The sequence below is a fragment of the Natranaerobius trueperi genome (genome assembly GCF_002216005.1).
Taxonomy (GTDB): domain Bacteria; phylum Bacillota; class Natranaerobiia; order Natranaerobiales; family Natranaerobiaceae; genus Natranaerobius_A; species Natranaerobius_A trueperi.
In genome coordinates this window covers 33,413-59,536 of the sequence record NZ_NIQC01000008.1, presented here as the reverse complement: position 1 = coordinate 59,536, position 26,124 = coordinate 33,413, and the positions used below count along the sequence as shown (strand labels likewise).

At 32.0% G+C, this 26,124-nt stretch carries 15 protein-coding genes; all 15 read left to right on the top strand.

Annotated elements, in window-relative coordinates:
• The first annotated feature begins 27 nt into the window (after positions 1-27).
• The 15 genes from CDO51_RS05115 to ccsB all read left to right on the top strand — a co-directional run bounded on the left by CDO51_RS05115 (position 28) and on the right by ccsB (position 26,024).
• Positions 28-2,589: a type I restriction-modification system subunit M gene (locus CDO51_RS05115; protein ID WP_205842116.1), complete on the top strand. Its 2,562-nt coding sequence runs from the start codon at positions 28-30 to the stop codon at positions 2,587-2,589.
• Positions 2,586-3,908: a restriction endonuclease subunit S gene (locus CDO51_RS05110; protein WP_089023230.1), complete on the top strand. Its 1,323-nt coding sequence runs from the start codon at positions 2,586-2,588 to the stop codon at positions 3,906-3,908. Before CDO51_RS05115 ends, CDO51_RS05110 begins: the two co-directional genes overlap by 4 nt.
• Positions 3,909-3,920: 12 nt before the next feature.
• A complete protein-coding gene (locus CDO51_RS05105) occupies positions 3,921-7,178 on the top strand; it encodes a type I restriction endonuclease subunit R (protein ID WP_089023229.1) in 3,258 nt (1,085 codons plus the stop codon).
• Position 7,179: 1 nt separating this feature from the next.
• Positions 7,180-7,863, top strand: a complete 684-nt coding sequence (locus CDO51_RS05100; protein ID WP_089023228.1) for a M48 family metallopeptidase — start codon at positions 7,180-7,182, stop codon at positions 7,861-7,863.
• A 37-nt stretch (positions 7,864-7,900) separates the two neighbouring features.
• Positions 7,901-8,752: an HNH endonuclease gene (locus tag CDO51_RS05095; protein WP_089023227.1), complete on the top strand. Its 852-nt coding sequence runs from the start codon at positions 7,901-7,903 to the stop codon at positions 8,750-8,752.
• 127 nt (positions 8,753-8,879) lie between these two features.
• The gene (locus CDO51_RS05090; RefSeq protein ID WP_089023226.1) at positions 8,880-11,357 is read left to right on the top strand and encodes an AAA family ATPase; all 2,478 of its coding nucleotides are present in this window, start codon (positions 8,880-8,882) and stop codon (positions 11,355-11,357) included.
• Between the two features lie 7 nt (positions 11,358-11,364).
• Positions 11,365-12,651, top strand: coding sequence for an McrC family protein (locus CDO51_RS05085; RefSeq protein WP_089023225.1), 1,287 nt, complete (start codon positions 11,365-11,367; stop codon positions 12,649-12,651).
• A 41-nt stretch (positions 12,652-12,692) separates the two neighbouring features.
• Positions 12,693-13,706 (top strand): HNH endonuclease, encoded by a 1,014-nt coding sequence (locus CDO51_RS14010; protein ID WP_205842115.1) that lies wholly within the window; start codon positions 12,693-12,695, stop codon positions 13,704-13,706.
• 93 nt (positions 13,707-13,799) lie between these two features.
• Positions 13,800-14,468, top strand: coding sequence for a hypothetical protein (locus tag CDO51_RS05075; protein ID WP_089023224.1), 669 nt, complete (start codon positions 13,800-13,802; stop codon positions 14,466-14,468).
• Positions 14,469-14,614: 146 nt separating this feature from the next.
• Positions 14,615-16,222: a coiled-coil domain-containing protein gene (locus CDO51_RS05070; RefSeq protein ID WP_089023223.1), complete on the top strand. Its 1,608-nt coding sequence runs from the start codon at positions 14,615-14,617 to the stop codon at positions 16,220-16,222.
• 249 nt (positions 16,223-16,471) lie between these two features.
• Positions 16,472-20,842 carry an AAA domain-containing protein gene (locus tag CDO51_RS05065; RefSeq protein ID WP_089023222.1) on the top strand — a complete coding sequence of 1,457 codons (4,371 nt, stop codon included), beginning with the start codon at positions 16,472-16,474 and terminating at the stop codon, positions 20,840-20,842.
• A 392-nt stretch (positions 20,843-21,234) separates the two neighbouring features.
• Positions 21,235-22,761 (top strand): uroporphyrinogen-III C-methyltransferase, encoded by a 1,527-nt coding sequence (gene cobA, locus CDO51_RS05060; RefSeq protein ID WP_205842114.1) that lies wholly within the window; start codon positions 21,235-21,237, stop codon positions 22,759-22,761.
• A 75-nt stretch (positions 22,762-22,836) separates the two neighbouring features.
• Positions 22,837-23,310, top strand: a complete 474-nt coding sequence (ahbB, locus tag CDO51_RS05055) for a siroheme decarboxylase subunit beta (RefSeq protein WP_089023220.1) — start codon at positions 22,837-22,839, stop codon at positions 23,308-23,310.
• Between the two features lie 517 nt (positions 23,311-23,827).
• Positions 23,828-25,186: a cytochrome c biogenesis protein ResB gene (gene resB / locus CDO51_RS05050; protein WP_089023219.1), complete on the top strand. Its 1,359-nt coding sequence runs from the start codon at positions 23,828-23,830 to the stop codon at positions 25,184-25,186.
• On the top strand, positions 25,176-26,024 hold the full coding sequence (ccsB, locus tag CDO51_RS05045) for a c-type cytochrome biogenesis protein CcsB (protein ID WP_089023218.1): 849 nt from the start codon (positions 25,176-25,178) through the stop codon (positions 26,022-26,024). Before resB ends, ccsB begins: the two co-directional genes overlap by 11 nt.
• The last annotated feature ends 100 nt before the right edge of the window (positions 26,025-26,124 follow it).

Below are 26,124 nucleotides of genomic sequence, written 5' to 3'. Positions count from 1 at the left end.
ACAAGGAAGACCTAAAGGGGGAAAATTATGAAGGATAAAATTACACTGTCTAAATTAGAATCACTGCTTTTAAAAGCATGTGATATATTAAGAGGTAAAATGGAAGCAAATGAATATAAAGAATTTGTTTTTGGAATGATTTTTCTAAAACGACTATCTGATAAGTTTGATGAGGAGAGAAAAGAACTCAGAAAAAATTACGAAGATAAAGGTTTAAAGGAAGAGCTAATTGAAAAACAGCTAAACAAACCACAACAATATAAATTTTTTGTCCCAGAAGGATCACGTTGGGAAAATATAAGACACTTAAAAAAAGATGTTGGTAATAATCTTAATACGGCTCTACATGCCTTAGAAGATAATAACCCTAATACACTAGAAGGTGTTCTAAAGCATATTAACTTTAACAGAAAGGTTGGCCAAAGTTCTCTAGATGATGCAACTTTAGTAGAGTTCATTCAGCACTTTGATACCATACCAATGAAAGATGAAGACTTTGAGTTTCCTGACTTAATTGGTGCTGCGTATGAATATCTTCTTAAATTCTTTGCAGATAGTGCTGGAAAGAAAGGTGGAGAATTTTTTACACCACCTGAAGTAGTTCGATTAGCAGTTAATATTGTCGAACCTAAACAAGGTATGACTGTTTATGACCCTTGTGTAGGTAGTGGTGGTATGTTAATACAAGCAAAAGATTATGTAGAAGAAACTGGTGGAAATACAAGAGATATGGGTTTCTACGGTCAAGAACTTGCAGGAGCAACCTGGGCGATGTGTAAGATGAATATGATCTTACATGATATTTTATCTGCTGACATATATAATGGTGACACCATAAAAGAACCACTTCATATGGAAAAGGATGGAGAGCTAAAACGTTTTGACCGAATCGTTACTAATCCTCCATTCTCACAAAACTATAGTAAACAGGGAATGGAATTCAAAGAACGCTTTAAATATGGTTATTGTCCGGAATCTGGTAAAAAAGCAGATCTTATGTTTGTCCAACATATGATTTCTTCTCTAAAAGAAGATGGCAAAATGGCAACTGTCATGCCTCATGGTGTGCTATTTAGGGGTAGTAAAGAAAAAGAGATAAGAGAAGGGATTATAAAAGACGGTATTTTAGAAGCAGTTATCGGTTTACCAGAAAACCTTTTCTATGGTACGGGTATCCCCGCATGTATTCTTGTAATTAATAAAAATGGTACTAGAGATAGAAATAAGGTTCTCTTTATTAATGCTGATAGAGAATATAAAGAGGGCAGAAATCAAAATCATCTAAGACCAGAAGATATAGAGAAAATCACTCATGTGTACAAGCAAAAACTAGAAGTAGACAAGTACTCAAAGCTTGTGTCTATAGAAGAACTAGAAGAAAATGATTTCAACTTAAATATTCGAAGGTATGTAGACAACACTCCAGACCCAGAACCTCATGATGTAAGAGCACACCTAATAGGTGGAGTTCCTAAAAAAGAAGTAGATCAAAAAAAGGATATGTTACATGCCCATGGACTTGATATATATAAACTCTTTACTAAAAAAGATGAAGACTATTTTGACTTTGCTTCTACATTAGGAAACAAGGAAGAAATAAAATCTGTTATAGAAAATGATAACGGAGTAACTGATAAAGAAAAAGAAATCTTAAATCAGCTTTCAACTTGGTGGCAAGAGAATCGTGACAGATTAGTTGAATTACCAAAAACTAAAGATGTATTTGCTGTAAGACAAAGTTTTATGGATTCATTTGTTAAAACTTTTTCAGGATATAATATGCTCAGTTTACACGAAGTCGAAGGAGCTTTTGTGAACTTCTGGGAACAATTAAAGGCGGATTTAAAGTCAATTGCAGCTTCAGGTTGGACACCAACCTTAATTCCTGATGATGAAATAATAGCTTCTCAGTTTCCTGAAGTAAATGAAAAGCAAAAAGAAAATGAAGAACGTCTTCAAGAATTAGAAAGTATGTTTGCAGAAGCAGAGACTAAAGAAATAGATGACATTGAAGAGGAAGATAATCTAGGTTTACTACCGAAAGAATTAGTTAAGGAACTTAAAAATAAGAAGAAAGAATTAAATGGAGAAATAAAATCATTAAAGAAAAATGAACTCAAGCCTTTGCAAGAAACTTTAAAAGAGATTCAAAAAGCAAAAGAAGAAACTGGTTATAGTAAAGAGGATATTGAAGCTAAAATAAATAGAGTTAAGAATGAAATAGATGAATATCAAAAAGAGATTACATCAATAGATGAGAAATTGGAAGAACACAGTAAACTAGAAGAAGAAATGAAAAACCTCAAGTCAGAACTTAAATCTATAGAAAAACAAAAGAATGAACTAGCAGATAAAGCTCGGGAGAAGATCACAGATGAAGAAGCAAAAAATTTAATAATGCAAAAGTTTTACGAAGTATTAGAGGCAGAACTTAAAAGATATATGAAGAATCACTTACTAGAAATCATTTCGTATATTGAAAAGCTATGGGATAAATATAAAGTGACCGCTAGAGATATTGAAAAAGAACGTGATGAAGAAGCGCATAAACTTGAAAGTTTCTTGAAAGAATTGGGGTATGTGAAATGAACTATCTAATAGAAAAATTAGCTAATACTATACCCAATGGTTGGAGGATTTTAAATTTGAACGATATACTAGACACCTTTGAATCAGGTTCTAGACCATATGGTGGAATGTTTAATGAGCAAAATGGTTCTATTCCCAGCTTTGGTGGCGAAAATATTGATCAAAAGGGGATGATTGAATATAACAACATTAAAAAGATAAGTTACGACTTTTTTTCGACAATGACAAAAGGAAAACTAAAAGATGGGGATGTCTTAATTAATAAAGACGGAGCTCAAACTGGCAAAGTGGGTTATTACAGAAATAAATATTACAATTTAGCAGCAATTAACGAGCACTTGTTTCTGTTAAGAGGAGACTCCTTTAAAGTTACACAGAAATATTTATTTTATTTTTTACTTTCTGACTACGGCCAAAAGTTATTAAAACAAAAAATTACAGGCTCAGCTCAACCAGGATTAAATTCTAGATTTGTGAATAACTTTTCGGTTATTATTCCAGAAGGTATTCACGAACAACAAAAAATCGCCGACATCCTAACAACAGTGGACAATATCATTGAAAAAACAGAACAACTAATCGAGAAATATAAAAAAGTCAAAGAAGGCATGATGCAGGACTTATTTACAAGAGGAATAGATGAAAACGGAAACCTTCGGCCAAGTTATGAACAAGCACCTCATTTATATAAAGAGACAGAGCTAGGGATGATTCCGAAGGAGTGGGATGCTAATCACTTAGAAAATATATCAGATATTACAAGGCTTGCTGGTGCCGAATATTCTGATGTTTGGTATACTGTACCAGAAGGGGAAATTATAGCTTTACGTGGATACAATGTAGGAGAAAATGAGCTCGATTTAAGTAACATAGAAACTATCACATTTGATTTATCTAAAAGGCTTAACAGGTCAAAGTTGTTTAAGGGCGATATCGTTTTTCCATGTGTCGGGTCGATTGGTAAAGCCGCTTTAATTTATGAGGATAACCGGTATCATATAAACCAAAATATTGCTAAAATAACTCCCAATGAAAAGATGGACCCACTTTACTTAACTTACTTTTTAATGAGTAGCCATATTAAAAAAGAAATTAATAAGTATAATGCATCCAGTTCACAACCTAACGTTTTAGTAGGAAATTTAAGAAAATTTTCAATAGCGGTACCTAAAATTAATGAACAAATAAAGATTGCAAAAAAACTGTCAAAAATTAATGATGTCCTAAAAAAAGAAGAAAAGTATAAAATCAAACTTAAAAAACTCAAACAAGGTCTCATGCAAGACCTACTTACAGGCAAGGTAAGAGTTAAGGTTTAAGGGGGACTTAACGTGAGTGAATACAACTATGTTGAAAACCCATTCCTAGCCCAGTTAGAACAGCTGGGCTGGGAAGTAATAAGACAACCACAAACAGAAATACCACAAGACCCTTCTGTTAGTTTACGTAGTGACTTTAAAGAAGTCATATTAAAAGATGTGTTTAAAAAGCAGGTTAAAAAAATCAACACATTAGATGATGGTACTGAGTGGTTAACTGAGTCACAGTTAGAAGAAATATATACAGAACTGACGGATCATCCATATAAATCACTTGTTGAAGCAAATAGGGATGTATTTAAATTACTGACAGAAAAGACAAAGACAGAAAAAAATGAAGTTACAGGAGAAGTTAATCCTACGGTTAAGCTAATTGATTTTGATAATGTAGATAATAACTACTTTCTAGCTATAAATCAGTTTAGGATTGATACACCTGGTACTCAAAAGAACTATATAATTCCTGATATTGTACTATTTGTAAATGGAATCCCCCTAGTAGTTATAGAATGTAAATATACAAGTAGTTATCAATCTAACCCTTTAGAAGAGGGGATTAGACAACTACTACGCTACAGTAATCAAAGACAAAATTCAGAAGGAGTACAAGAAAAAGAAGGTGAAGAAAAGCTATTTCATTTCAATCAATTAATGATTGCAACTTGTGGTAGAGAGGCATATTTTGGGACTGTAACTTCATCTTATGAACATTACTTAGAATGGAAAGATATATATCCAGATAAATATCAAGACTTTACTCCACCACTAGGCGAAGTACGTTCCCAAGAAAAATTAATTCAGGGGATGTTACCCCCTGAAACTTTACTTGATATTACACGTCATTTTACGGTATATAAACAAGAAGCAGGAAAAACAATTAAAATTGTTGGCCGTTATCAACAATATAGAGCTGTTTATAAATCGATACAACGATTGCAAAATGGAAAAGACCACAAGGAACGATCGGGAGTGATCTGGCATACCCAAGGTTCGGGTAAATCTTTAACTATGGTTTTCTTAGTTCGTAAAATGAGGAGTATGGAAAACCTTAAGGATTATAAAGTGTTAGTTATAAATGACAGAAGAGACTTAGAAGAACAGTTAGGCGAAACAATGGAACTAACTGGTGAGAAAATTTTTAATGCTAATAATACAGAAGAATTAAAGGAAAGAGGATCTACAACTACTTCAAATATCTTAATGGTTATGATTCATAAATTTTTAGAAAGAGATTTTGACAAAAAGCCAGAGGAACTTGAAAAAGCACTTCATGCTGCTGAAGAACATAAGTTACTGCCAGAGTATAATACTTTTGGTACAATCAATAAGTCTGAAAAAGTATTGATACTGATTGATGAAGCACATAGAACTCAATCTAGTATACTTAGCATGAATATGTTTAATGCATTTCCAAATTCTACAAAAATAGCTTTTACTGGTACTCCTTTAATTACTAAAAAACACAAAAGAAGAACACATGAAACCTTTGGTTCTTATGTTGATACTTATAAACTTCAAGATGCTGTGGAGGATGGGGCTACAGTACCTATCCTATATGAAGGGAAAACTGCTGATACAGCAGTTAATGAGAAGGCTGAATTCGACAGGAAGTTTGAAGATTTATTTAAAGATAGAAGCTATGATGAAATGTTAAAAATAAAGAAAAAGTACGGAACAATGGGAGATATATTTGAAGCTGAACAAAGAATAGAAGCAATTGCTGAAGATATAGTTGATCATTATATTAAAAATATCTTACCTAATGGATTTAAAGCACAAGTAGTGTCAACTTCTAAACGAGCTGCTATTAGGTATCAAGAAGCTATTGAGAAAGCATTGAAAAAACGAATTGAGAAAGAAGAAAAACGTGTAAAAGATACTGAACTTATAAAAAAACTAAAGTTTTTAAAGACTGCTGTTGTAATTTCAAGTGATGGTACTAATGAAAAACCCGAGGTAACTAGAGTAAGGAAAGAAGCTCAAAGAATGAATGCTGTTGAGAATTTCAAAAAGAAGTTTGACTATGATAAAGAATACTCCGGAATAGCATTTCTAATTGTCTGTGATATGCTTCTAACCGGCTTTGATGCTCCAATTGAACAAGTGATGTATATAGATAAGAAGATGGTTGAACATACATTACTTCAAGCAATTGCCAGAGTAAATAGACAGGCTAAAGGTAAATCAAGAGGTTATATAGTAGATTATATTGGGATAGGAAATCACTTACACGAAGCTCATCAAATTTATGGGGATGAAGAAAAAGAAGATATTTATGGTGCAATGAAAGATATTAATTCTGAACTTCCAATATTGCGTGATCGTTATTATCGTTTATTAGATTTGTTTAAGTCTAAGGGAATAGATAAGATTCAACAATATGTAGAATATATGATTCAAGATCCTAGTGAGCAATTAGAAGTTTTAGAATCTTGTGTTGAGCTTCTAGAAGATGTACACTTGCGAGCAAGCTTTGATGTTTATTACAAAAAGTTTTTACAAAGTATGGATATTATATTACCAAACCCTGCAGCTAATGATTATATAGCACCTATGAAAGCTTTTGGGCATATTCAAAATAGGGTGCGGCACAGGTATAAGGATAATACTACAAATTTAATGGGTGCAGGAAACAAAGTTAAAAAGTTAATTAATGAGCATTTAGTGTCTTTAGGTATAGATCCGAAAGTTCCACCTGTAGAACTTATGTCAGCTGACTTTAAAGAATCTCTTGAAGAAAATAAAACAAAAAGTGCTAAAGCTAGTGAAATGGAACATGCCATTAGAAAGCACTGTAAAGTGAATTTTGAAGATGATCCTGCTTTATATGAACGGTTTAGTGAAAAGCTAGAAAAAATTATTGAGTCATATGAAAATGATGTTGAAGAAAAGTTTGAACAGTTAAGTATGCTTTTTGAAGAAATGAGCCAAGGAAGAAAAGAAGATGAGGAAACACAAGGACTTGATCCTAAAACAGAAGCTCCATTTTATGATTTATTATTGTCTAAAACCTTTGATAATAAAGATGAGGTTTCGGATACCACTAAAGAAAATTTAAAACAAGTTACTAGAGAAATTGTTAGAACAATTAGTGAGAATATCAAGATAGTTGACTTCTGGCAAAAGGGAGTAGAACAAGATAGATTAGCAGCAGAAATCGATGACTTATTACTTTTTACAAATATAGATGAAGTTATTGAAACTAAAGAACAGTTAACAGTAGATTTTCTAGAATTAGCAAAAAGAAAACATAATGAGTTGGTGAAGTAAAATGAAGCAATATAAAGATATCTACTATGATTTAGAATTAAGAAAAAGAAAAACTATGAGCATTTATATTGAACGAGATGGAACAGTAAAGGTTTTAGCACCGGAAAACCTTAGTATTGAAGAAATAGAGGAAGTGCTAGAAAGTAAACGATATTGGATTCATTCTAAACTTGAAGAGTGGAAGGAATTAAACAAAACAAAAAAGCAACGAAAATTTGTTAATGGTGAAGGCTTTCTTTATTTAGGAAGGTCATATCAGCTAAAACTGGTTGAGACTCAAGATGTACCCTTGAAGTTGTATCAGGGGTACTTCTGTTTACGAAAAGCTGATTTGGAACAAGGAAGAGAAGTTTTTAAAGAATTCTATAAAGAAAAAGGGTATAAAAAAGTTAGTGAAAGAGTTAATTATTATAAAGATATGTTAGGGGTTAACCCTTCAGGTATTAAAATTATGGAATTAAGGAATAGGTGGGCTTCTTGTTCTGAAAATGGAACAATTAATTTTCACTGGAAAGTAGCTATGGCTCCTATGACAATAATCGATTACATTGTGGTACATGAATTAACTCATTTTATATATAAAAATCATTCTGATTCCTTTTGGAATACTGTAGATAAAGTATTACCTGATTATCTAAAAAGAAAGAAATGGTTGAGAGAAAATGGAGCTAGTTTGGAAATTTAAGAGATTCTTAATCATAAAAGTTTTGGAGTGATAAAAGATGGCGTGGAGTATTTCAAAATCAGCTGATTTAGTGTTACGGCATCTAGAAATGCAAGGGATTGATGTTGATGATTATTATAAGGAAGTATTTAAAAAGACCGGTTTTATTGATATAGAAGGATATACTTGTCGAGTGGTCAATGTAACTAGCGAAACTAATATGCGTGTTAGGGTGAATAAAGACTGGTTTAGCGATGATGATAATATGGATAAGCCTTTTATAGAAAAACCAGGTATGACAATCTCTTTCGAACTAAATTTAATACCAACTGAAAATAAACTTTATTTTTTACATTTTAAGGACTTGCGAAATTGTGCTTTGCAGCTTGAATATGATCGAGATATTTGGTTTAAAGAAGCAATTTGGGGGATAGAAATAGATATTAAAAATAATTGCTTTAGGTGGAAACACAATAACAAATGTTTTCCGCTTCAAGAGTTTTCGGTTAATAAAGTAAAGAAATTACCAGATTATAATAAATATGCTTGGCCTAAAGATGTTGGTGAAATTGATTCTAGAAAATATGTCAAAACCACAAGGTTAGTAAGAGATACTTCAATATCAAAAGAAGTCAAGGAAATATATAATTACGCTTGTCAAATATGCGGTGAAACAATAATGCTTGATGAAGATAACTATTATGCGGAAGCTCATCATTTAAAGCCTTTAGGTTCACCTCATTACGGACCTGATAAAGTTCAAAATGTGATTTGTGTTTGCCCGAATCATCATGCAATGCTAGACTATGGAGCATTATATTTAGATAAAAGTAGATTATATATCCATAAAAATCACGATTTAAAAAAGGAATTTCTTGACTATCATAATAAAATCATCAGCTATTCTTAACAAATCCTGCCTTGTAATGGCAGGATTTATTTTTAGGTAAACTAATTCTATAAAACTAGAAGGTTATTTGTTGCGAAAAATCAAAATAGTATTAATATAATGTTTTGATTTTGGAGGTGCGAACTAATTGACGAAAGGTACTGTTGAGATATTAAAAAGGGATGCTAAAAAGTTTTCTAAGAATTATTCTGAAGATAATATTGAAAAGGCAAAAGAAAAACACGAACGCTTTTTAGAAAAGTTTCCGAGAGAAAAGATTAAAGAAATGGAGTTAGAAGAATATGCGCTTGGTAAAACAAAGCAGGGGTCTTTTTGCTGGTGGTTAGAGTTTCACACTACTGAACTTGGTAGTATCAAGGGTGGAACAGCCAATAAACTACGTATTTATTATAGTCCTAAAGAAAATGAGTGGAAGTATCCAGATGGTTTTAACTCAGTGGAAGAGGCCTGGGAAAAGCTTCGGGGAGATATCATCAAATTAATAGAAGCTTATGATGAAGCCCCATATGAAGGCATTAATGAGGAAAATTTACTATATAGTGCTAATATGCTCAAAGGTAAAATACTATATCTTTACCATCCTGATAAGTTCTTGCCAATGTACAATAGTAAGCATATTCAAGAGTTTTTGGATTTGTTAGATGTACCTCGGGAGAAATGGGCTGCTAAAGATAGTGTAGAATGTAACTTGCTATTAAAAGAAGAGCTGAAAAACATTGAAATGTTTAACAGGTGGCATTCTTGTAAAATCAGTGAGTTTCTTTATCAAACTTATATGCCTAATACAAAATTCTTTAAGATAGCTCCAGGAAGAGATGCAATGTACTGGGATGAAGCGAGAAAAGGTGGCTTTATATCAGTTGGGTGGAATGATTTAGGGGATTTAAACCAATACCCTGATTACGAAGAGTTTAAAAATGCTTTTATTAAAAATGATTTTCACCAAACACGACATAAAAATGCAGAAAAGGCTAATGAACTTTGGCAGTTTTTTAATTTAAAACCAGGCGATAAAATAATTGCTAATAAAGGTAAATCACAAATTTTAGGGGTAGGGACTGTTACTGAAGGTTATAAGTTTAGAGATGATTTTGAAGATCAAAAACATGTTGTCGCTGTTAATTGGGAAGAAACATTTGATCCTCCTTTAGAAATACCCAAACAAGATTACTGGCCTAAGAAAACAATAATTGAAATACCTCAGAAAAAATACTTGGAATGGATTCACAAAACGCAAGATACAGGAGGTTTTTCGCCTGATCAAGAGAAGTTTTTTGAAAGATTAGAGAGGGCTTTAGAAAGAAAAGGCCAATGTATCTTATACGGTCCACCTGGTACAGGAAAAACTTATCTTGCAAAGCAATATGTGCGTTGGAAAAATGATAAGAATGAAATATTAAAAAAGAATGAAACCTCTGATAAAAAAGTATGGATGATGGTAGCATCATCAACAGGAAACTTTCAGTGGGAAGAAATTCTTGATAGTAAAGGAAAAGTGGAGTATACAGAAAAGAGTATACAACGTAATTTTAAAATGGCTAAAAAGGGTGACAAGATTCTCTGCTATAAAGGGGGCGCAAAAGAAAAAAATAAAGGTTTTGTTGGACTTGCTGAAGTAGAAAAACCTTTAACAGATGGCACTTTAACAGTACGGGCTAAGCGGAGTTTTAAAGATACAATACTACTTGATGAAATAAAAGATGAAGCTGTTTATAAATTATCTCAACCTGGGAAAATGGGAAATCGAGGTACTATGTTTGAATTAAATGATGATTTTGTGGAAATGATCAGAAATATTTTATTAGAGATGGAAGATCAAGAATCAGCAGATATGCTAGCTGAAACTACTACAAAAAATAACTTATCTGAATGTACTTTTCATCCTTCATTTACCTATGAAGACTTTATCGAAGGATATAAACCAATCCCTACAGATGAAGGTAAGGTTGTATTTGAGTTACAAGAAGGTATCTTTACTAAACTGTGTAAAAAGGCTCAAGAAAGTCCTGATATCCCTTTTTACCTTATTATAGATGAAATTAATCGTGGTAATGTTCCTAAGATACTTGGTGAGATGATTACTTTACTAGAAAAAGATAAACGAGACATGGAAGTTACTTTGCCACAAAGCAAAGACAGTTTTGTAATTCCACCTAATATATATTTAATTGGAACAATGAACACTTCAGATCGAAGTATTAAAATGATGGACGCTGCGCTGAAAAGAAGGTTTGCATTTATTGAATGTATGCCTCAAAAAGAGTTGATCAATGAAGAAATTGACGAGTTAGGTATAAGCCCAGGTAAAATTTTAGAACAAATTAATGAAAAACTTGTTGAAATTGAAGGTAGAGACAAGCAGATAGGTCATGCTTATTTTATGAAGGATGGTAAGCAGATTTATTCAGTAGCAGACTTAAAAGAGGTGTTTGAACTAGAAATAATACCTTTACTACAAGAATATTGCTATGACGATTATGAGAGGTTAGCTGAAATTATCGGTGAAGGACTTGTAGATTCTGAGAACTTAATGATTAATTCAGAAATCTTTCAGGAACCAGATGATGTTTTTGTATCTGAACTTGTAAAACATTTCAAAGGATAGATGCCTAATGACAAAATCTAAAGATATTTATGAAGTAAAAGAATATCAGGAACTAATGATTTATGGTTATCAACTTACCTCCGATGAACGGGAATATTTACAGAAGCAAAGTGTTATTTATCAAAGTAATGAAACACAAAAGAGATTTGAATTTCTCGAGTTAAAAGGTGGGGTAAAGATAAAGGGGGATAGTTGGGTAGGAGTAATTGAATTAGAGAAGGTTAGGATAATTATTAAGCCCAAATTTAATAAAGGATTTGTAGATTTAATTGATATGATTTGCTTTTCTGAGGAGATACCTTTTTATAATTGGAAAGATTCCCGGGCCGAATACGATAAATTTCACGATGACTTTATTGAAATTTATATCAAACTGTTACTTTTTCATATTAAAAAAACAATGGATAAAGGTATCTTTAAAGAATACGTTACAGAAGAAGAAAATCTAAGAAGACTACGGGGAAGACCGGATATGATTAAAAATACTAAAGTTAACTACGCAGTACCAACTAGGATTTATTGTTGTTACGATGAGCTATTAACAGATGTACCAGAGAACCAGATTATACTTAGTGCACTAAAAGCAGCTAAAAAAATGAGGATGGGAAATGAAACAAAGAGACGTCTAAATCGTTTTTATCATGAATTTCGTGAATTATGTAGTACGTTTAACGGTGAATATTTTCCTACTTTCAGTTATAACAGGCTGAACCAACATTACGAAACCACGCATAAACTGTGCTATTATATTTTGCAACAAGAATTCATGAAAAACCTTTATAAGGAAACTAGTGAATCATTTTTCTGTTTGTTAATTGATATGAATGAGTTGTTTGAACAGTTTGTAGTTAAATTATTAAATAAGTATTTACCGAAAAACTTCATTGTAAGTGCTGGAAAACGTATAAAAGGTGCTATTGTATCTAATAGCAAGAGTTATCGAGATATTATACCTGATATCTCGGTTTACGATAAAGATAACAGAAATACTTTGGTGCTTGACGCCAAATATAAACATTATGGATTCAAGAAAATTGAAACCAGCGATATATTTCAACTTACTTTCTATACTCACTATTTTTCTAATAAAAAGAACTCTTTAGATAGAAGCATTATCTTTTTTCCAAGGTATTCTAAAGAAGAGGAAAAAGAATTCACTATACAGTCGCTTCCTGAAACTACCAAAGAGGTAGGTTTAAAAGCTTATGCTATTTCTATTCAAGATATTTTACATGATGCTAAAGAAAATAATAGACATAATTTGAAAGAAAGAGCGTGTGAGTTAATTCAGTGAGTTATTAAAGTCAGACCATTAATTGTAAAGGGAGATTTAGCATGAAAATACAAAGTGCCTTTCGAGATGAGAGGGTTAATATCTACGCAATGACTAAAGGGCAGCTACCTGATAGCTACTCCCATCAAATAATTTTATGTAAGAAAAAGCCCTTGTCTAAAGTAGGTCCATTTGTTTTATTACCCAAGAGTTCTAGCCCTAACTATAAAATGTCTGCAGTGGGCAAAAGATACAAAGAACGTATTAATAATCAACCATATGATTTAAAATATGTTGCTTATATAGATGATTATCTAAAAATTTCGATAACCCGGGAAGTGTTTAAAGAACTACAGGAAAATGGTTTTTTTATCTTATGGGAACCAGAAGCACCTTATAACTATTTTGAAGGAAGGCAAGAAGGATACCTTGCACTATTTAGAGTGTATGAGATAAATGATTTTGTTCCAGATAATTTGTTCGAAAGGGGTAGGATTGGGCGAAATTTTCATTTTTCCTTGAGCGAACCTTATACTACTGAAGTTAAGCGACCAGTACTAGATGATGCGACTTATCGGAGTATGAAATTTGATTTGATAGACCTATTAAAAGTAAAAAATTCCTTACTGGATATTGTAAATACAACTTATGTTCTACCTGGTATTAAAAACGTATTGCTAAAGGATTTAATTAATGAAGAGAAAATAGTTTATCAGGAAAACAGATATAAAACACCTGAGCAAATAGCAGAGAAAATTAAGGAAAAAGGACCAAAGAAAAAGAAAATTATTGTTAAAAATGAACAGTATTATAGAGATCCTGATATTATTAGTTATGCTAAAAAGCGTGCCAATGGAGTTTGTGAGTGTTGTGGCCAAGAAGCACCTTTTCTTAAAGATGATGGTGCCCCCTTTTTAGAGACGCACCATTTAAAAGCTTTATCAGAAGGTGGAGAAGATTCTATAGAAAATGTTTGTGCTGTTTGTCCTAACTGCCATAGAAAGCTTCATTACAGTAGTCATAGAGAAGAATTAACTAAGGAAGTAAGAGATTATATTGCAAATATATATAATTAATGACTAGAAAATGTTCATCTAGATGTTAAAAACTAAAACATAACAAAATAAGATACTTGATAAGTTGGTACGTTAGAAATTGGAGGGTTACATTTGTGGAGACCTGTAACTTTTGAAGATGAATTATTAGAGAAATTTTTAGATCAAAACCCTGGAGAAATGTATCTTGAAGTACCAATTGGTAATGCAGAAGGTGCTTCTATAGCAAGACGAATTGACGGTGTTTTGATCTCTGGAGAGACTTCAACTGTGTTTAGTCAAAATGATTATAATCTAGAATCATTTAAGGAAAAAATTAAAGGACAAGTTGTCTATGTTATTGAAGCAAAAAGAGAGTTAAACCGAGGAGTCATAGGACAAGTTGAAGTGGGGGCTAAATTACTAGCTAAAGAATTTGAACCATCTAGGGTAGAAAAAGTTGTTTTATGTTCGAAGGGAAATAAAGACTTAGAATGGTATTGTAAAGAAAGCAATATTACTGTTTCTTTATATCTAATGAATGTAAATGAAAAACAAAACATAAAAAGTACAGATAAGAAAGTATCTGATATAAGACAAGCACCAGATTTGGGTAGAAAGAGAGCTTTTTACAGTGGATGGTCTGATGCAATAAAAGGTAACTTATATAAATCAGCTTATACTAAGAAGACTCATGCTAATATGGGAAATCTTTTTGGTTGGATATATGGCGATCAAAGTAAAGAGTTTAAAGAAGAAACTTGGGAAAGGTACATTAAGCATTCAAGTATAGAGGAAGAATAGATCACCAGTTTAATAAAACTTCAGATAAACAAACATTTTATAAGATTAAATGTTTGTTGTAATTTGTAGGATTTATCCTAATTATGTAGAAATTGTAAACTATTGATTTAATTTTATTTACTTTGTTTATCTGAGGGGGAAGCCAAATGTTACAAGAAATATTAAGGTTTTTTGGTTACATACCTATGAAAGAATGTAAAAGAAACTTAGAAATAAAGGATACAAAGATAGCTGAAAAGGATACAACGATAGCTAAAAAGGAAGAAAGAATGGCCGCCATACTAAAGCAAGAGAATGATAAAAATAGAGAAATACGAGAATCTGAAGAGAAAATTATAGAGCTTGAGAAAGAACTAGCTATGGTCAATCAAGATTACACTAAGGTGGAAAATCAATTAAAGGACAAAGAAAATCAAATTGAAGAACAAAATGAAAAGTTACAAATTGCAGAACGTAAAATTGAAAAGCTAGAAGAAGAAATAGACAAATTGAAGAGGCAACTAGAAATTGAACGTAACAAAGAAAAAGAGGTAGTATATCTAGAGGACTTTCTTGATGTCTTTAATTACAGTGATAACGTTATTAAACAATATGTTGACTCAACTAATTGGGATAATTACTCAAATGAACAACTATTTAAAATAATAAGCGAAGCTCTAAATAAATCACTGTTTGAAGTGGTTCAGAAGGTTTTAGATGTAATAATGAGCAGACTAGATAAATCTTCAGGTACCAAGAAAATCAACTTCAAAGGATTCAATCCTATACTTAAGAAAATAATATCAATGTTACCTGATAAATATTTAGATAGTGAATGGGTATATAGAATGCTTTATTATAATTATTTTGATGATGAAATTGATTGGGTTAAGTACTGGTTTGATTTATTCATTAAAAAGAAAGTTAAAATAAAAGATTTACCTAAAAAGAAAGCCAAAGAATTATTGCTCTTATCGTTTTTGTGTAATGAGCGCAATTGTTTTAAGAACAATTATTATTTAAAAAATAATAAATTGAACAAAAAATCTTCTATCAGTAAGTTCTTTTCAATATATTATGAAAACCCAGCTAAAGATGTATTAAAAGAACTAATATATGATATGGCAGTAGATAAATTAATTAAAGAAGAGCTTGTAAATTTAATTGAAAAAGACCCAAATATACCTTTAGAACAAATTAAAATTACAGATGAATCCTTTGATGAAGTTTTAATGATCAGAATCGACGAGGCATATTGCCCTTATTGTTTTATATCATTACGATTAAAAGAAGTCAAAATCAAGTATTATTATCATCGACTTACTGATGTGGCAGGAGAAATTAGCCATGAAGTATTATTTTGTAACAACTGTTCGTCTCCATTTGTAAATAAACAATTATCAACAAAGTTGAAAGAAAAAGTGAAGCCAAGAGAAGTAAAAATAATATCTGCAAGAGGGGTTACATATACAGATGTTAGTTCTACTGATAAAGAAAATGCATCAGGCTATAATTTAAGAGAAAAATCTGAGTTAGGAAAACTTGGATATAATGTTAGGGAGGAAACTTCTCAACAAGAAAGATGGGAGATATTAGTTAATGAAGCAGTTCCTAAACTTGGGGTAAGAAAAGTAGTTCAAATAATCAGCTCACATATAAGGTTAAGAAAACTTCAGCGAGATTCACATAAGTACGAGCGAGCAATATCCGAATGGGAATATGATCTAAAAAGACTTGAAAAGGAATATAACTTTAAGAGGGAAAATATATTATGATTTATTTATTATAAGTACTAAGTGGAAATAATAAATCTAACATAACAGTATATGCTGTTATGACAAAAAAGTGATGATTTCCAAGGGAAAACAATGATATTTGTAGAATTCTGTAAGATAAGGAACTTCCTTATCTTAGATGTTACGAGCGTTTTGAGTGAAACTCATAAAGTAAAATACTAGAATATATCGTATAATTTGTAAGCCCTGCAAAATAATATTCAATTCTGTAATGGGGGTATTTATGTTATGAATAAACATAGCAATCATGACTCTGTTCATGAAACTATGACGAATGAAGAGCCTTCTATGAAGGTTACTGATATAAACAAAAAATATAGTTATAAAAAAGTGAAGAATTTATTTGAATATTTAAAAGCATATTATTCTTTCACAAGAAAACAAATATATGATGTTGCGAGCTATGATACTGTTTACTGGTATTATGATTTACCTAATACTCAGGGGTGTTCTTTCGAATCAACTTCTGAAGGTGAAAAGTTGACAATCAAAAAGCAAAGTATTCCTAACCCTAAAGAACCACCTGCTAGTATTAAGCCATGGATTGAAGGGAATTGGAAAGATCCTTCAGTAGAAATAAAAATACGCAAAAATATACCTAAAAATTCTACAACTGATGGTGAGGTAGAACAATTTAGTGATGATATTAATCGTGTAAAAGAAATGAAAGAATGGTATAAACACTGGGAAGAGTGGCGTGAGCAGGCTTTACTTAAACAACGAGTACATCAACTATATCAAGAGATGTTTTTGCTAAGTCAAAGTTTAGAAAGACAGCAAGATGAACTAGAGTTGGTTTGGGGTCATGGTATCTTATACTGGAGAGATGATGGGAAGAAAATACGCCATCCCGTTGTAACGACTAAGGCTATTTTGAATTTCGATGAAAAGAATGGACAAATTGAAATTATATCTCAAGATGTGGAAAATACTTCATTAGAACTTGAATTTTTAAACAGTATCAAGAACTCACATATCAGAGATTTATCTAAACTAAAAGATGAAATAAAGAATATGCAGTTAAATCCTTGGGATAAGAGAGGTGTGGAAGAACTCTGTGAAAAGTTAGTCAATCTATTAAGTCCTAATGGCAGGATACATTTTGATAGTAAAAAATTAACTTCTGATAAAGACCCGGTTATAACTTATGAACCTGTACTAATTCTTAGGAAAAAACGTGTAGGTTATAGACAAGATTTAGATGATATATTAGAAGGACTAGAACAAGGGAAAGAACCCCCAAAAACTATTCAAAATATCTTTGACAAAGACCAAACTATGTCTTCAACTACAAATAAAAACATTGCACCAGAAGAACTGATGTTTCCACTGGCCTCTAATGAAGAACAAAATCAGATAGTGAAACGACTTTCGGAAAATACTGGCGTTACAGTTCAGGGACCACCTGGGACAGGAAAAAGTCATACAATAGCAAACTTAATTTCACATATGTTAGCTCATGGAAAACGAGTTCTAGTTACAGCAAAATCAGAAAGACCTCTTCGCGTATTAAGGGAGATGATCCCGAAAAATATCCAACCGCTATGTGTCAATGTGTTCACAGATGAGAGTAATTCTAAAATAGAGTTAGAAGAGGCTGTTAGAAGTATTTCTGAAACTATGGGTTCATTGGACATAACAAGCGAGGAGAAAAGACTCAATAAACTAAAAAACACATTGAAATCTATTAGAGAAGAAAAAGCTACATTACAAAATAAAATAAAACAAATTTCAGAATTTGAAACTTCCACTTATATGATAAATGGTCAGGAATTTACTTTGCCACAACTAAGTTCCTGGCTCACTGAAACTGAAGAGGATCTTGGCTGGATCAAAGATAAAATCTCTCAAGATGCAGAGTTTCCTTTAGATAAAATTGAATTAACCAGGTTGTATGAATTGATGGGCGAGTTAAAGCACGAAGATAGAGAGAAGCTTCAGGATGGAATACCTGATCTCGCTTGTCTACCCACTAGTCAAGGGTTAAAAGAATTGAATAATAAAGTGGATGAACTAAAAAATACAGGAAGTAGTAATTTGATTGTTGAAAATACTGAAGAGTTGAATGTCGAAGTTGTAGCCGATTTACTGACTGACTTAGAAAAAGTGACTTCAGATTTAAAAAGCCTATTAGATGAAAACTGGTTATCTACTATTTTTCAGGATGCAAAAAGTGAAGGTATCAGAAAACAACAGTGGATAGATTTAATAGAAAGTAGTAGGGAATATGTAAAAAAGTTATATGAACAGAGAGAAAGAACTGCAGAATATGAAATTGACATTACCTTTGAAAGTAATGTGGGAAATTTACTTGATACAGTCACAGAACTAGAAACAGATCTAAAGAAAAAAGAAAAAATCGGATTATTTCAAAAGGTTTTAAACTCTAATGTAAGAAATATACAGAAAAACTGTACAATTGAAGGGGAACCCCCTAAAACATTAGAAGACATTCAGATACTTAAAGCAGAGCTTGATAAACGTTTGACTGCAAGAAAATTATTAAAGCGTTGGGAAAAACAGATATTAACCATTGAGGGACCAAAGTTTAATGTAGATGATCCCAGATTAATCGAAAAAATCGATGATCAGTTGGAAGTTATAGAAACAGTGATTTATTGGAATGAAAGAACTTTCGAGCCTTTAAAAGATAAAATGAAAGAAAATAACATACCTGTAACTATACAAGATGTAGATTTAAAAGAGCTAGAAAGTTTTATAAAAAAATTGAAGTCAACTGTAAACCATATAAGATTGAGAAAGGTAAAAAAACAACTAGATAAGGTAAACACATTTATCAATGAAAATTTAGAGAAAAATAACCAGTTTTATTGTTTATGGGAACAGTTAGCTTCTAGTATGTGTGATCGTAATTATGAGTTATGGGATAAGACTATAGAAGAATTTATTCGCTTAAAAAATTTAGAAGATGCTTATCAGGAGTTTATGGGGTTACTAAATAAAATAATTGAAGTAGCACCTACTCTGGCAAAAGATTTGGAGCGACAAGGTGGAGATGGTATTCCTCTTTCTCCTCCTACTGATATTCAAAAGGCTTGGGAGTGGCGAAAAGCTGATACTTGGTTAGCAGATGTTTTATCAGAAGATCCAATTAAATTAAGTGAACAAGTAGATGAATTGAGAAACAAAGAAAAGAAAATTCTAGAACAATTGGTATCTACTTCAACTTGGTTAAATCTCTCAAGAAATGTTACAGAAGAAAATAGAAAAAATTTAATTGCTTGGCAACAATCTGTGAAAAGGATAGGTAAAGGAACAGGAAAATATGCAAGTTATTATCGTAAACAAGCTAGAGAAAAAATGGATAAAGCCAAGGATGCTGTACCTGTGTGGGTGATGCCTTTTAATAGTGTAATTGAAAACTTTCCGCCCTGGAGTGAAAAGTTTGATCTAGTTATTGTAGACGAAAGTAGTCAGGTGGATATTTTTGGTTTATTATCATTCTTTCGCGGAAATAAATTGCTTGTAGTAGGTGATGATAAACAAATCAGTCCTCAAGGGGTAGGACAAAATCTACAAGCTGTTCATAGGATAATGAATACCTATTTAAGCGATGTAGAACATGGGGATTTATTTGAACCTAAATATAGCCTATATGATTTATCCAAACAAGTATTTCCTGGAGTGATTATGCTAAAAGAACATTTTCGCTGTTTACCTGAAATAATTCAATTTAGTAACGACTTGATGTATCAAGGTGAGATATTACCTTTAAGAGAGAAAATGGGAAGCGTGGGACAAGAATGGTCTTCAGTTATTCGAGTGCCTGTTGAAAATGGCTATAGAATGCCTAACGCTAAAATTAATGAACCGGAAGCAAGGAAAATAGTAGAAACAATAATTAAGTGTTGCAATCAAGATGAATACACTAACAAAACTATGGGTGTTATCTCTTTACTAGGAGATGAACAAGCAAACTTAATTGAAGAAATGCTCATGGAAGAGCTGGGACCTGAAGAAATGAAAACAAGAAAGCTTCATGCAGGGGACGCATATTACTTTCAAGGAGATGAGCGAGACGTTATATTCTTATCAATGATAGAAGCAAAGGGAGATCATAGACCGGCAGTTCTAAACAAAGAACACGATTTTAAACGTTTTAATGTTGCAATGAGCAGAGCCAAAGACCAAGTGTGGCTTTTCCATTCCATTGATACTGAAGATTTAAATCCACAAGATGTTAGGCATAAACTGATACATTACTTTAAGAATCCTCATAGAATGCAAAAAGAGTATACTGAACTAGAAGAATTATGTGATTCAAAATTTGAAAAAGATGTATTGAAAGATCTTTTAAGACTTGGATATGCAGTAGAGCCACAATATCAGGTGGGAACCAAAAGAATTGATTTAGTGGTCTTGGGTATGGATGGTAACAAATTAGCCGTTGAATGTGACGGGGATGCTTACCATGGTATAGAAAACTGGGAATATGACTGGAATCGTCAAATTCAACTAGAACGACTTGGTTGGAAATTCTTTAGAATTAGAGGTAGTGCTTACTATAGAAATCCTGAAAAAGAAATTAAAGATTTAGTTTCAGTTCTTGATGAGATGGGTATATACCCAAAGCATTAAAGTTGATTTAATCATTAAATAGCGTTAAGTATACCTAGTAGTCTTGTAAAAAGATTACTAGGTATTTTTATAAACGTTACGTGATTTAAATTCTAATAAATCTGTAAATGAGGGTAAGCTAGAGAATTAAAATAGAAAAGTAGACTAAGTTTTATTCGGTATAAGAAAAAAGGATAGTTAATCTTGATGTAGAAGTATATAAAAAAATGGGAGTATATTCCGGTTATAAACTTGAACACTAAAGCTTAGATGGTATCATTTTAACTAAAGTTATGCGCAAGACATGGCCCTAAAGATTTATCAGAAACTTTAAGGTAGGGCTTTAGCAAATAAATTGATTGATGAAGGTGCAAAGAAAATACTTAATGATATTAACACCAGGGGGTGACGATTTGAACGGTAAAGTTTATCTGGTTGGTGCAGGTCCGGGTGATGAAGGACTAATTACCAAAAAGGGAATAGACTGCATAAAAAAAGCTGATGTAATAATTTATGATCGCTTAATAAGTAATGACATATTAACTTATGCTAATGAAACTACTGAGTTTATATATGTTGGAAAAGTTCCAAATAATCATACATTAACTCAAGAAGAAATAAACCAATTACTAATAGAAAAAGCAGAAGCGGGTTATACAGTCACAAGGCTAAAGGGTGGAGACCCCTTTGTATTTGGTCGGGGAGGAGAAGAAGCTAAAGCATTACATGATAGGAAAATTAAATTCGAAATAATCCCAGGAGTAACCTCATCTATTGCTGCTCCTAGTTATGCAGGAATTCCAGTAACACATAGAAATGTAAGTTCTAGCTTTTCAGTTATAACTGGACATGAAAATACTGACAAACCTAATAGTTCACTTTCGTGGGATAAACTAGCTACAGCTACTGATACTCTTTGCTTTTTGATGGGGATTGGAAATTTAGAGAATATAGTTGAAAATTTAATTAAACATGGTCGAGACCCGAATACCCCTGTTGCTATAGTAAGGTGGGGAACTTTTACAGATCAATATACCCTAACAGGTGATTTAACTAATATAGTTCAAAAGGTTAAAAAACATAATGTCAAATCCCCTGGAGTAATAGTTGTCGGAGAGGTAGTTAACTTAAGATCATCACTGAACTGGTTTGAAACTAAACCTCTGTTTGGTAAAAAAATATTAGTTACGAGAGCAAGAAGTCAAGCAAGTGAACTTTCAAGAAATATAAAGGAGTTAGGTGGAGAACCTGTTGAGTTTCCAACTATTAAAGTTGAACCACCAACTAGTTTAGATGAGTTAGATAATGCAATAAATAATTTAGGCGACTATCACTGGTTGATTTTTACAAGCCAAAATGGCGTTAACTTTTTCTTTCACCGATTATTCTATCATCAATTAGATGTAAGGAGCCTAGCAAATATAAAAATTTGTGCAGTTGGTAGAAAGACAAGAGAATGTTTAGAAGATAAAGGACTATTAGTTGATGTCGTACCAAAAGAATATAGAGCTGAAGGGTTAATAGAAGCACTTAAAGGTAAGGTGAAAAAAGAAGAAAAAGTACTCTTTCCACGGGCTAAAAAAGCACGGGAAATACTTCCAAAAGCACTAAAAGATATGGGTCTAGAAGTAAATGTAGTTCCAACATATCAGACTGTTAAAGAATCAACCGCTCAAGAAGAGATTAAAACACTACTACAAGAAAATGAAATAGATGCTATAACTTTTACTAGTTCATCTACAGTAGAGAATTTTGTAGACTTGATAGGTACTGAAGGATTAGAAAATGTAGATACATTTTCTATCGGGCCTATTACAGAAAAAACCTGTAATGATCTAGGAATTAAAGTGAATGCAACTTCAGATGAATATACAATAGAAGGGTTAGTGGATGTGCTAACGAGAAGATTAGGTGGAGTATTTGACTCTACACTGATATAAAAAACTCATGAATCATTAGATGAAAAGTAAAATCCTTAGAGTGAAAAGGTTACAGTTTTTAGTAGAGGTGTTTATATGAACAATGAATTGACTGATTTACAAAAACAAATTATAGCTCATTTGCAAGGTGATTTACCTATGTCAAAGGAGCCATACAAAGAAATCTCTGATAAATTAGGGATAAGTCAAGAACGATTATTTGATGAGATTAGTTTTATGAAACAACAAGGACTATTACGTAGGATAGGTGCCATTTTAAAGCATAGACATGCAGGATTTAATGCTAATGCTATGGTAGCTTGGAAAGTTCCTGATCATTTAGTTAATGAAGTTGGAAAAACTTTTGCTTGTTTTAAAGAAGCAAGCCATGTTTACTTAAGACCAACTTATCCTGAATGGCCATATAACCTTTATACAATGATCCATGGTTATTCAAAAGAAGAGTGTGAAGAAATTGTTAGACAAATGTCTAAAAAAACAAATTTAACTGAATATCAATTACTATATAGTACAAAAGAATATAAAAAATCAAGTATGACTTATTTTTAACTGAAAGATAGGTGATGTGGAAGACTTGATCACCCATACGTTCTTCTATGACAGTCTAGACAATTTACTAAGTCTAATGAGATTTGAAAAAGTCTTCTCCCACCTCTTTTTCATCTATATCCTGGCATCTTACCACCTTTTGCAAGTTAATTCCAATTGCTAACTTCTTCAGTGTCTTCTATAAGACACTAAACCTTTTTATCCTCTCTAATATACTTTATTTTGTTGTTATTCAGTTCTTTCAAATAATTCACATAACTTACATCAGCTCTAATGTCTAATTCTCTGTTTCCCCTTATATCCTTCTAATGCATCCTTCGAAATGTGTACTGACCATTTCTTCATTTTCAAGCAAAGAACCTATTGAGTATTTAAATTAAAATGCCTTTAGGGTTATGGAACGATAACTCGGAATAAGCCTCAAAAATAGCTTCTTACCGGAAAAAGTATATTTATGCATATTAAAGTAAAAAATGTTAAAACTTGATAGTAGAGAAGCTAAAAATGAGGTGTGGTAATGGAAAATAAAGATAAGAAGGATGAAACTATCTACTATGATATTGTTAAGTTTTTCAGTTCAATGAAGTGTGGAATAATTTTATTAATTTTGTTTGCTATTGTTTCAAGTTTAGGGTCTTTTGTACCTCAAGAGAAACCTTTTCAAGTTTATGAAGAAAGGTATAGTGATGTAGTAGCTAATATTATTTTAACGGTGGGGTTAGACAATGTATTTGAAGCTTGGTGGTTTATTGTTCTTGTAGCAACACTTTGTGCTAATATATTTTTCTGTAGTTTAAATAGGTTACCAAAACTATATAAGATGGCTTTTAAACCTAATAAAACTATTACAAAAGAGAATATTAAAAAATTTAAATACTCTCTTATTAAAGACTTAAATGATGACACAACTAAAACTATAAATCAGGTTAAGAGTTATTTTGAAAAACAACGATATAGAACAGAAGTTATCAAAAGTGAAGATGACAAAAAGGTTATACTAGCTGAAAAAGGACGATTAGGGTATTTTGGATCTTTTTTAACACATTTAAGTTTTGTGATAATTATATTTGGATTTGCGTTTGGAAACATAGCTGGTTTTGAAGATTTTATCACTGGAAAACCAGGTGACAAAGTTTACATAGAAAAAGCCGGATTTTCAATTAAAGTAGATGATTTTCAAGTAGATTTTCGTGATGACTATTCAGTAGATCAATATTATAGTAATTTAACTGTTAAAGCAGGTGGAGAAGAGCAAAAAAGTGATGAAATATATGTCAATAATCCTTTAAGATTTGATGGTGTTAACTTATATCAATCTAGTTATGGCTGGGAGACAGAGTTTACAATTGAAAATCAGGAAACTGATTTTATAGATACTGTTTATTTACGAGAGCAAGGTGTATTCGAACATCCCTATGAAAACCTAGTGGTTTTCTTACAGTCTTTTTATCCAGACTATGCTAAAACGTTAGCAGGTCCGAGAAATCGTTCACCAGAGCCTAATAATCCACGTTTTGTTTGGACGCTTTATGAAAACCAACAACCTGTAGATACATTTTTAACTTCTCCGGGTGAAACAGTGGAGTTTGATAATTTTAAGCTTGGATTTACTGATTATGATAGGTTTACTGGACTTCGAGTAGTGCATGACCCAGGTATACCAATTTTCTTTTTTGGTAGTGCTTTGATGTTAGTTGGTCTAGGACTTTCATTTTATCTATATCCTCGTAGAGTTTGGGCTTATATAGAACCAAAAGATAGTAGAACTAAAGTTATAGTCGGAGGAAAAAGTCTTAAAGACGAAACGGTAATTAAAAATGAATTTAATAACTTAGTTAATAAATTAGATGAGGCTGGTGATAAAAATGACAGCTGAACAACTAGGATCATTAGAAGATACATTGTTTTCTATGACATTTGTGTTATATTTTGTAGCAACTTTAATATATGTTAGTAACTATATATTAGTTAATAAAGAAAGTAAGGCAGGAAAATATGGAACATTAATAACATTCTTAGGTTTGATTGTTCATACACTTTCAATTATTATTAGAATAATTAATGCTGATCGCTTAACCATGCATAACCAGTTCGAATTTGCAACTTGGTTTGCATGGGGGATAGTATTAAGTTATTTATATGTTGAAAGGTATTATGATTTTAAATATAGAGGAATAGGAGCCTTTGTTGTTCCAATAGGGTTTCTTATGATCTTATATGCTTCAACCTTACCACGCGATATAAGTCCTCCGATGCCAGCTTTACAAAGTGGTTGGTTATCAGTCCATGTAGCTACGGCAATATTAGGATACGGAGCTTTTGCAGTTGCTTGTGGTATTTCAATTATGTATCTTTTAAAAGAGAGAAAATTTGATAAGCGTAGTATATTTAATAAATCTTTTTTTCCATCTTTAGAAGTATTAGATTTGATTAACTATAGAGCTGTAGCTTTTGGTTTTATTGGGCTAACACTTTGCATAATTACAGGAGCCATTTGGGCAGAACAAGCGTGGGCTCGATATTGGGGTTGGGACCCGAAAGAGACTTGGTCCCTAATTACATGGGTGGTTTATTCTGTTTTTTTACACGCAAGAATTATGAAAGGTTGGAGAGGTCGTAAAGCAGCATGGTTTGCAATTATAGGTTTCTTGTGTGTGTTATTTACTTATGTTGGGGTAAATATGTTACTTCCAAGTATACATAGTTATGTTTAAAAAACTAAAGCTAATCTATAGGGTTAGTGGGTTAGTAATAGTTGTCATATTTGACAACTATTTTTTAAAGAGATATACTTTGATTGTCAAAGTTTGATGA

Coding starts and splice junctions, on each gene's coding strand:
- CDO51_RS05100 (WP_089023228.1), top strand. CDS start 7,180: ATGAAGCAATATAAAGATATCTACTATGATTTAGAATTAAGAAAAAGA.
- CDO51_RS05095 (WP_089023227.1), top strand. CDS start 7,901: ATGGCGTGGAGTATTTCAAAATCAGCTGATTTAGTGTTACGGCATCTA.
- resB (WP_089023219.1), top strand. CDS start 23,828: ATGGAAAATAAAGATAAGAAGGATGAAACTATCTACTATGATATTGTT.
- ahbB (WP_089023220.1), top strand. CDS start 22,837: ATGAACAATGAATTGACTGATTTACAAAAACAAATTATAGCTCATTTG.
- CDO51_RS05115 (WP_205842116.1), top strand. CDS start 28: ATGAAGGATAAAATTACACTGTCTAAATTAGAATCACTGCTTTTAAAA.
- CDO51_RS05065 (WP_089023222.1), top strand. CDS start 16,472: ATGAATAAACATAGCAATCATGACTCTGTTCATGAAACTATGACGAAT.
- ccsB (WP_089023218.1), top strand. CDS start 25,176: ATGACAGCTGAACAACTAGGATCATTAGAAGATACATTGTTTTCTATG.
- CDO51_RS05085 (WP_089023225.1), top strand. CDS start 11,365: ATGACAAAATCTAAAGATATTTATGAAGTAAAAGAATATCAGGAACTA.
- CDO51_RS05110 (WP_089023230.1), top strand. CDS start 2,586: ATGAACTATCTAATAGAAAAATTAGCTAATACTATACCCAATGGTTGG.
- CDO51_RS05070 (WP_089023223.1), top strand. CDS start 14,615: ATGTTACAAGAAATATTAAGGTTTTTTGGTTACATACCTATGAAAGAA.
- CDO51_RS14010 (WP_205842115.1), top strand. CDS start 12,693: ATGAAAATACAAAGTGCCTTTCGAGATGAGAGGGTTAATATCTACGCA.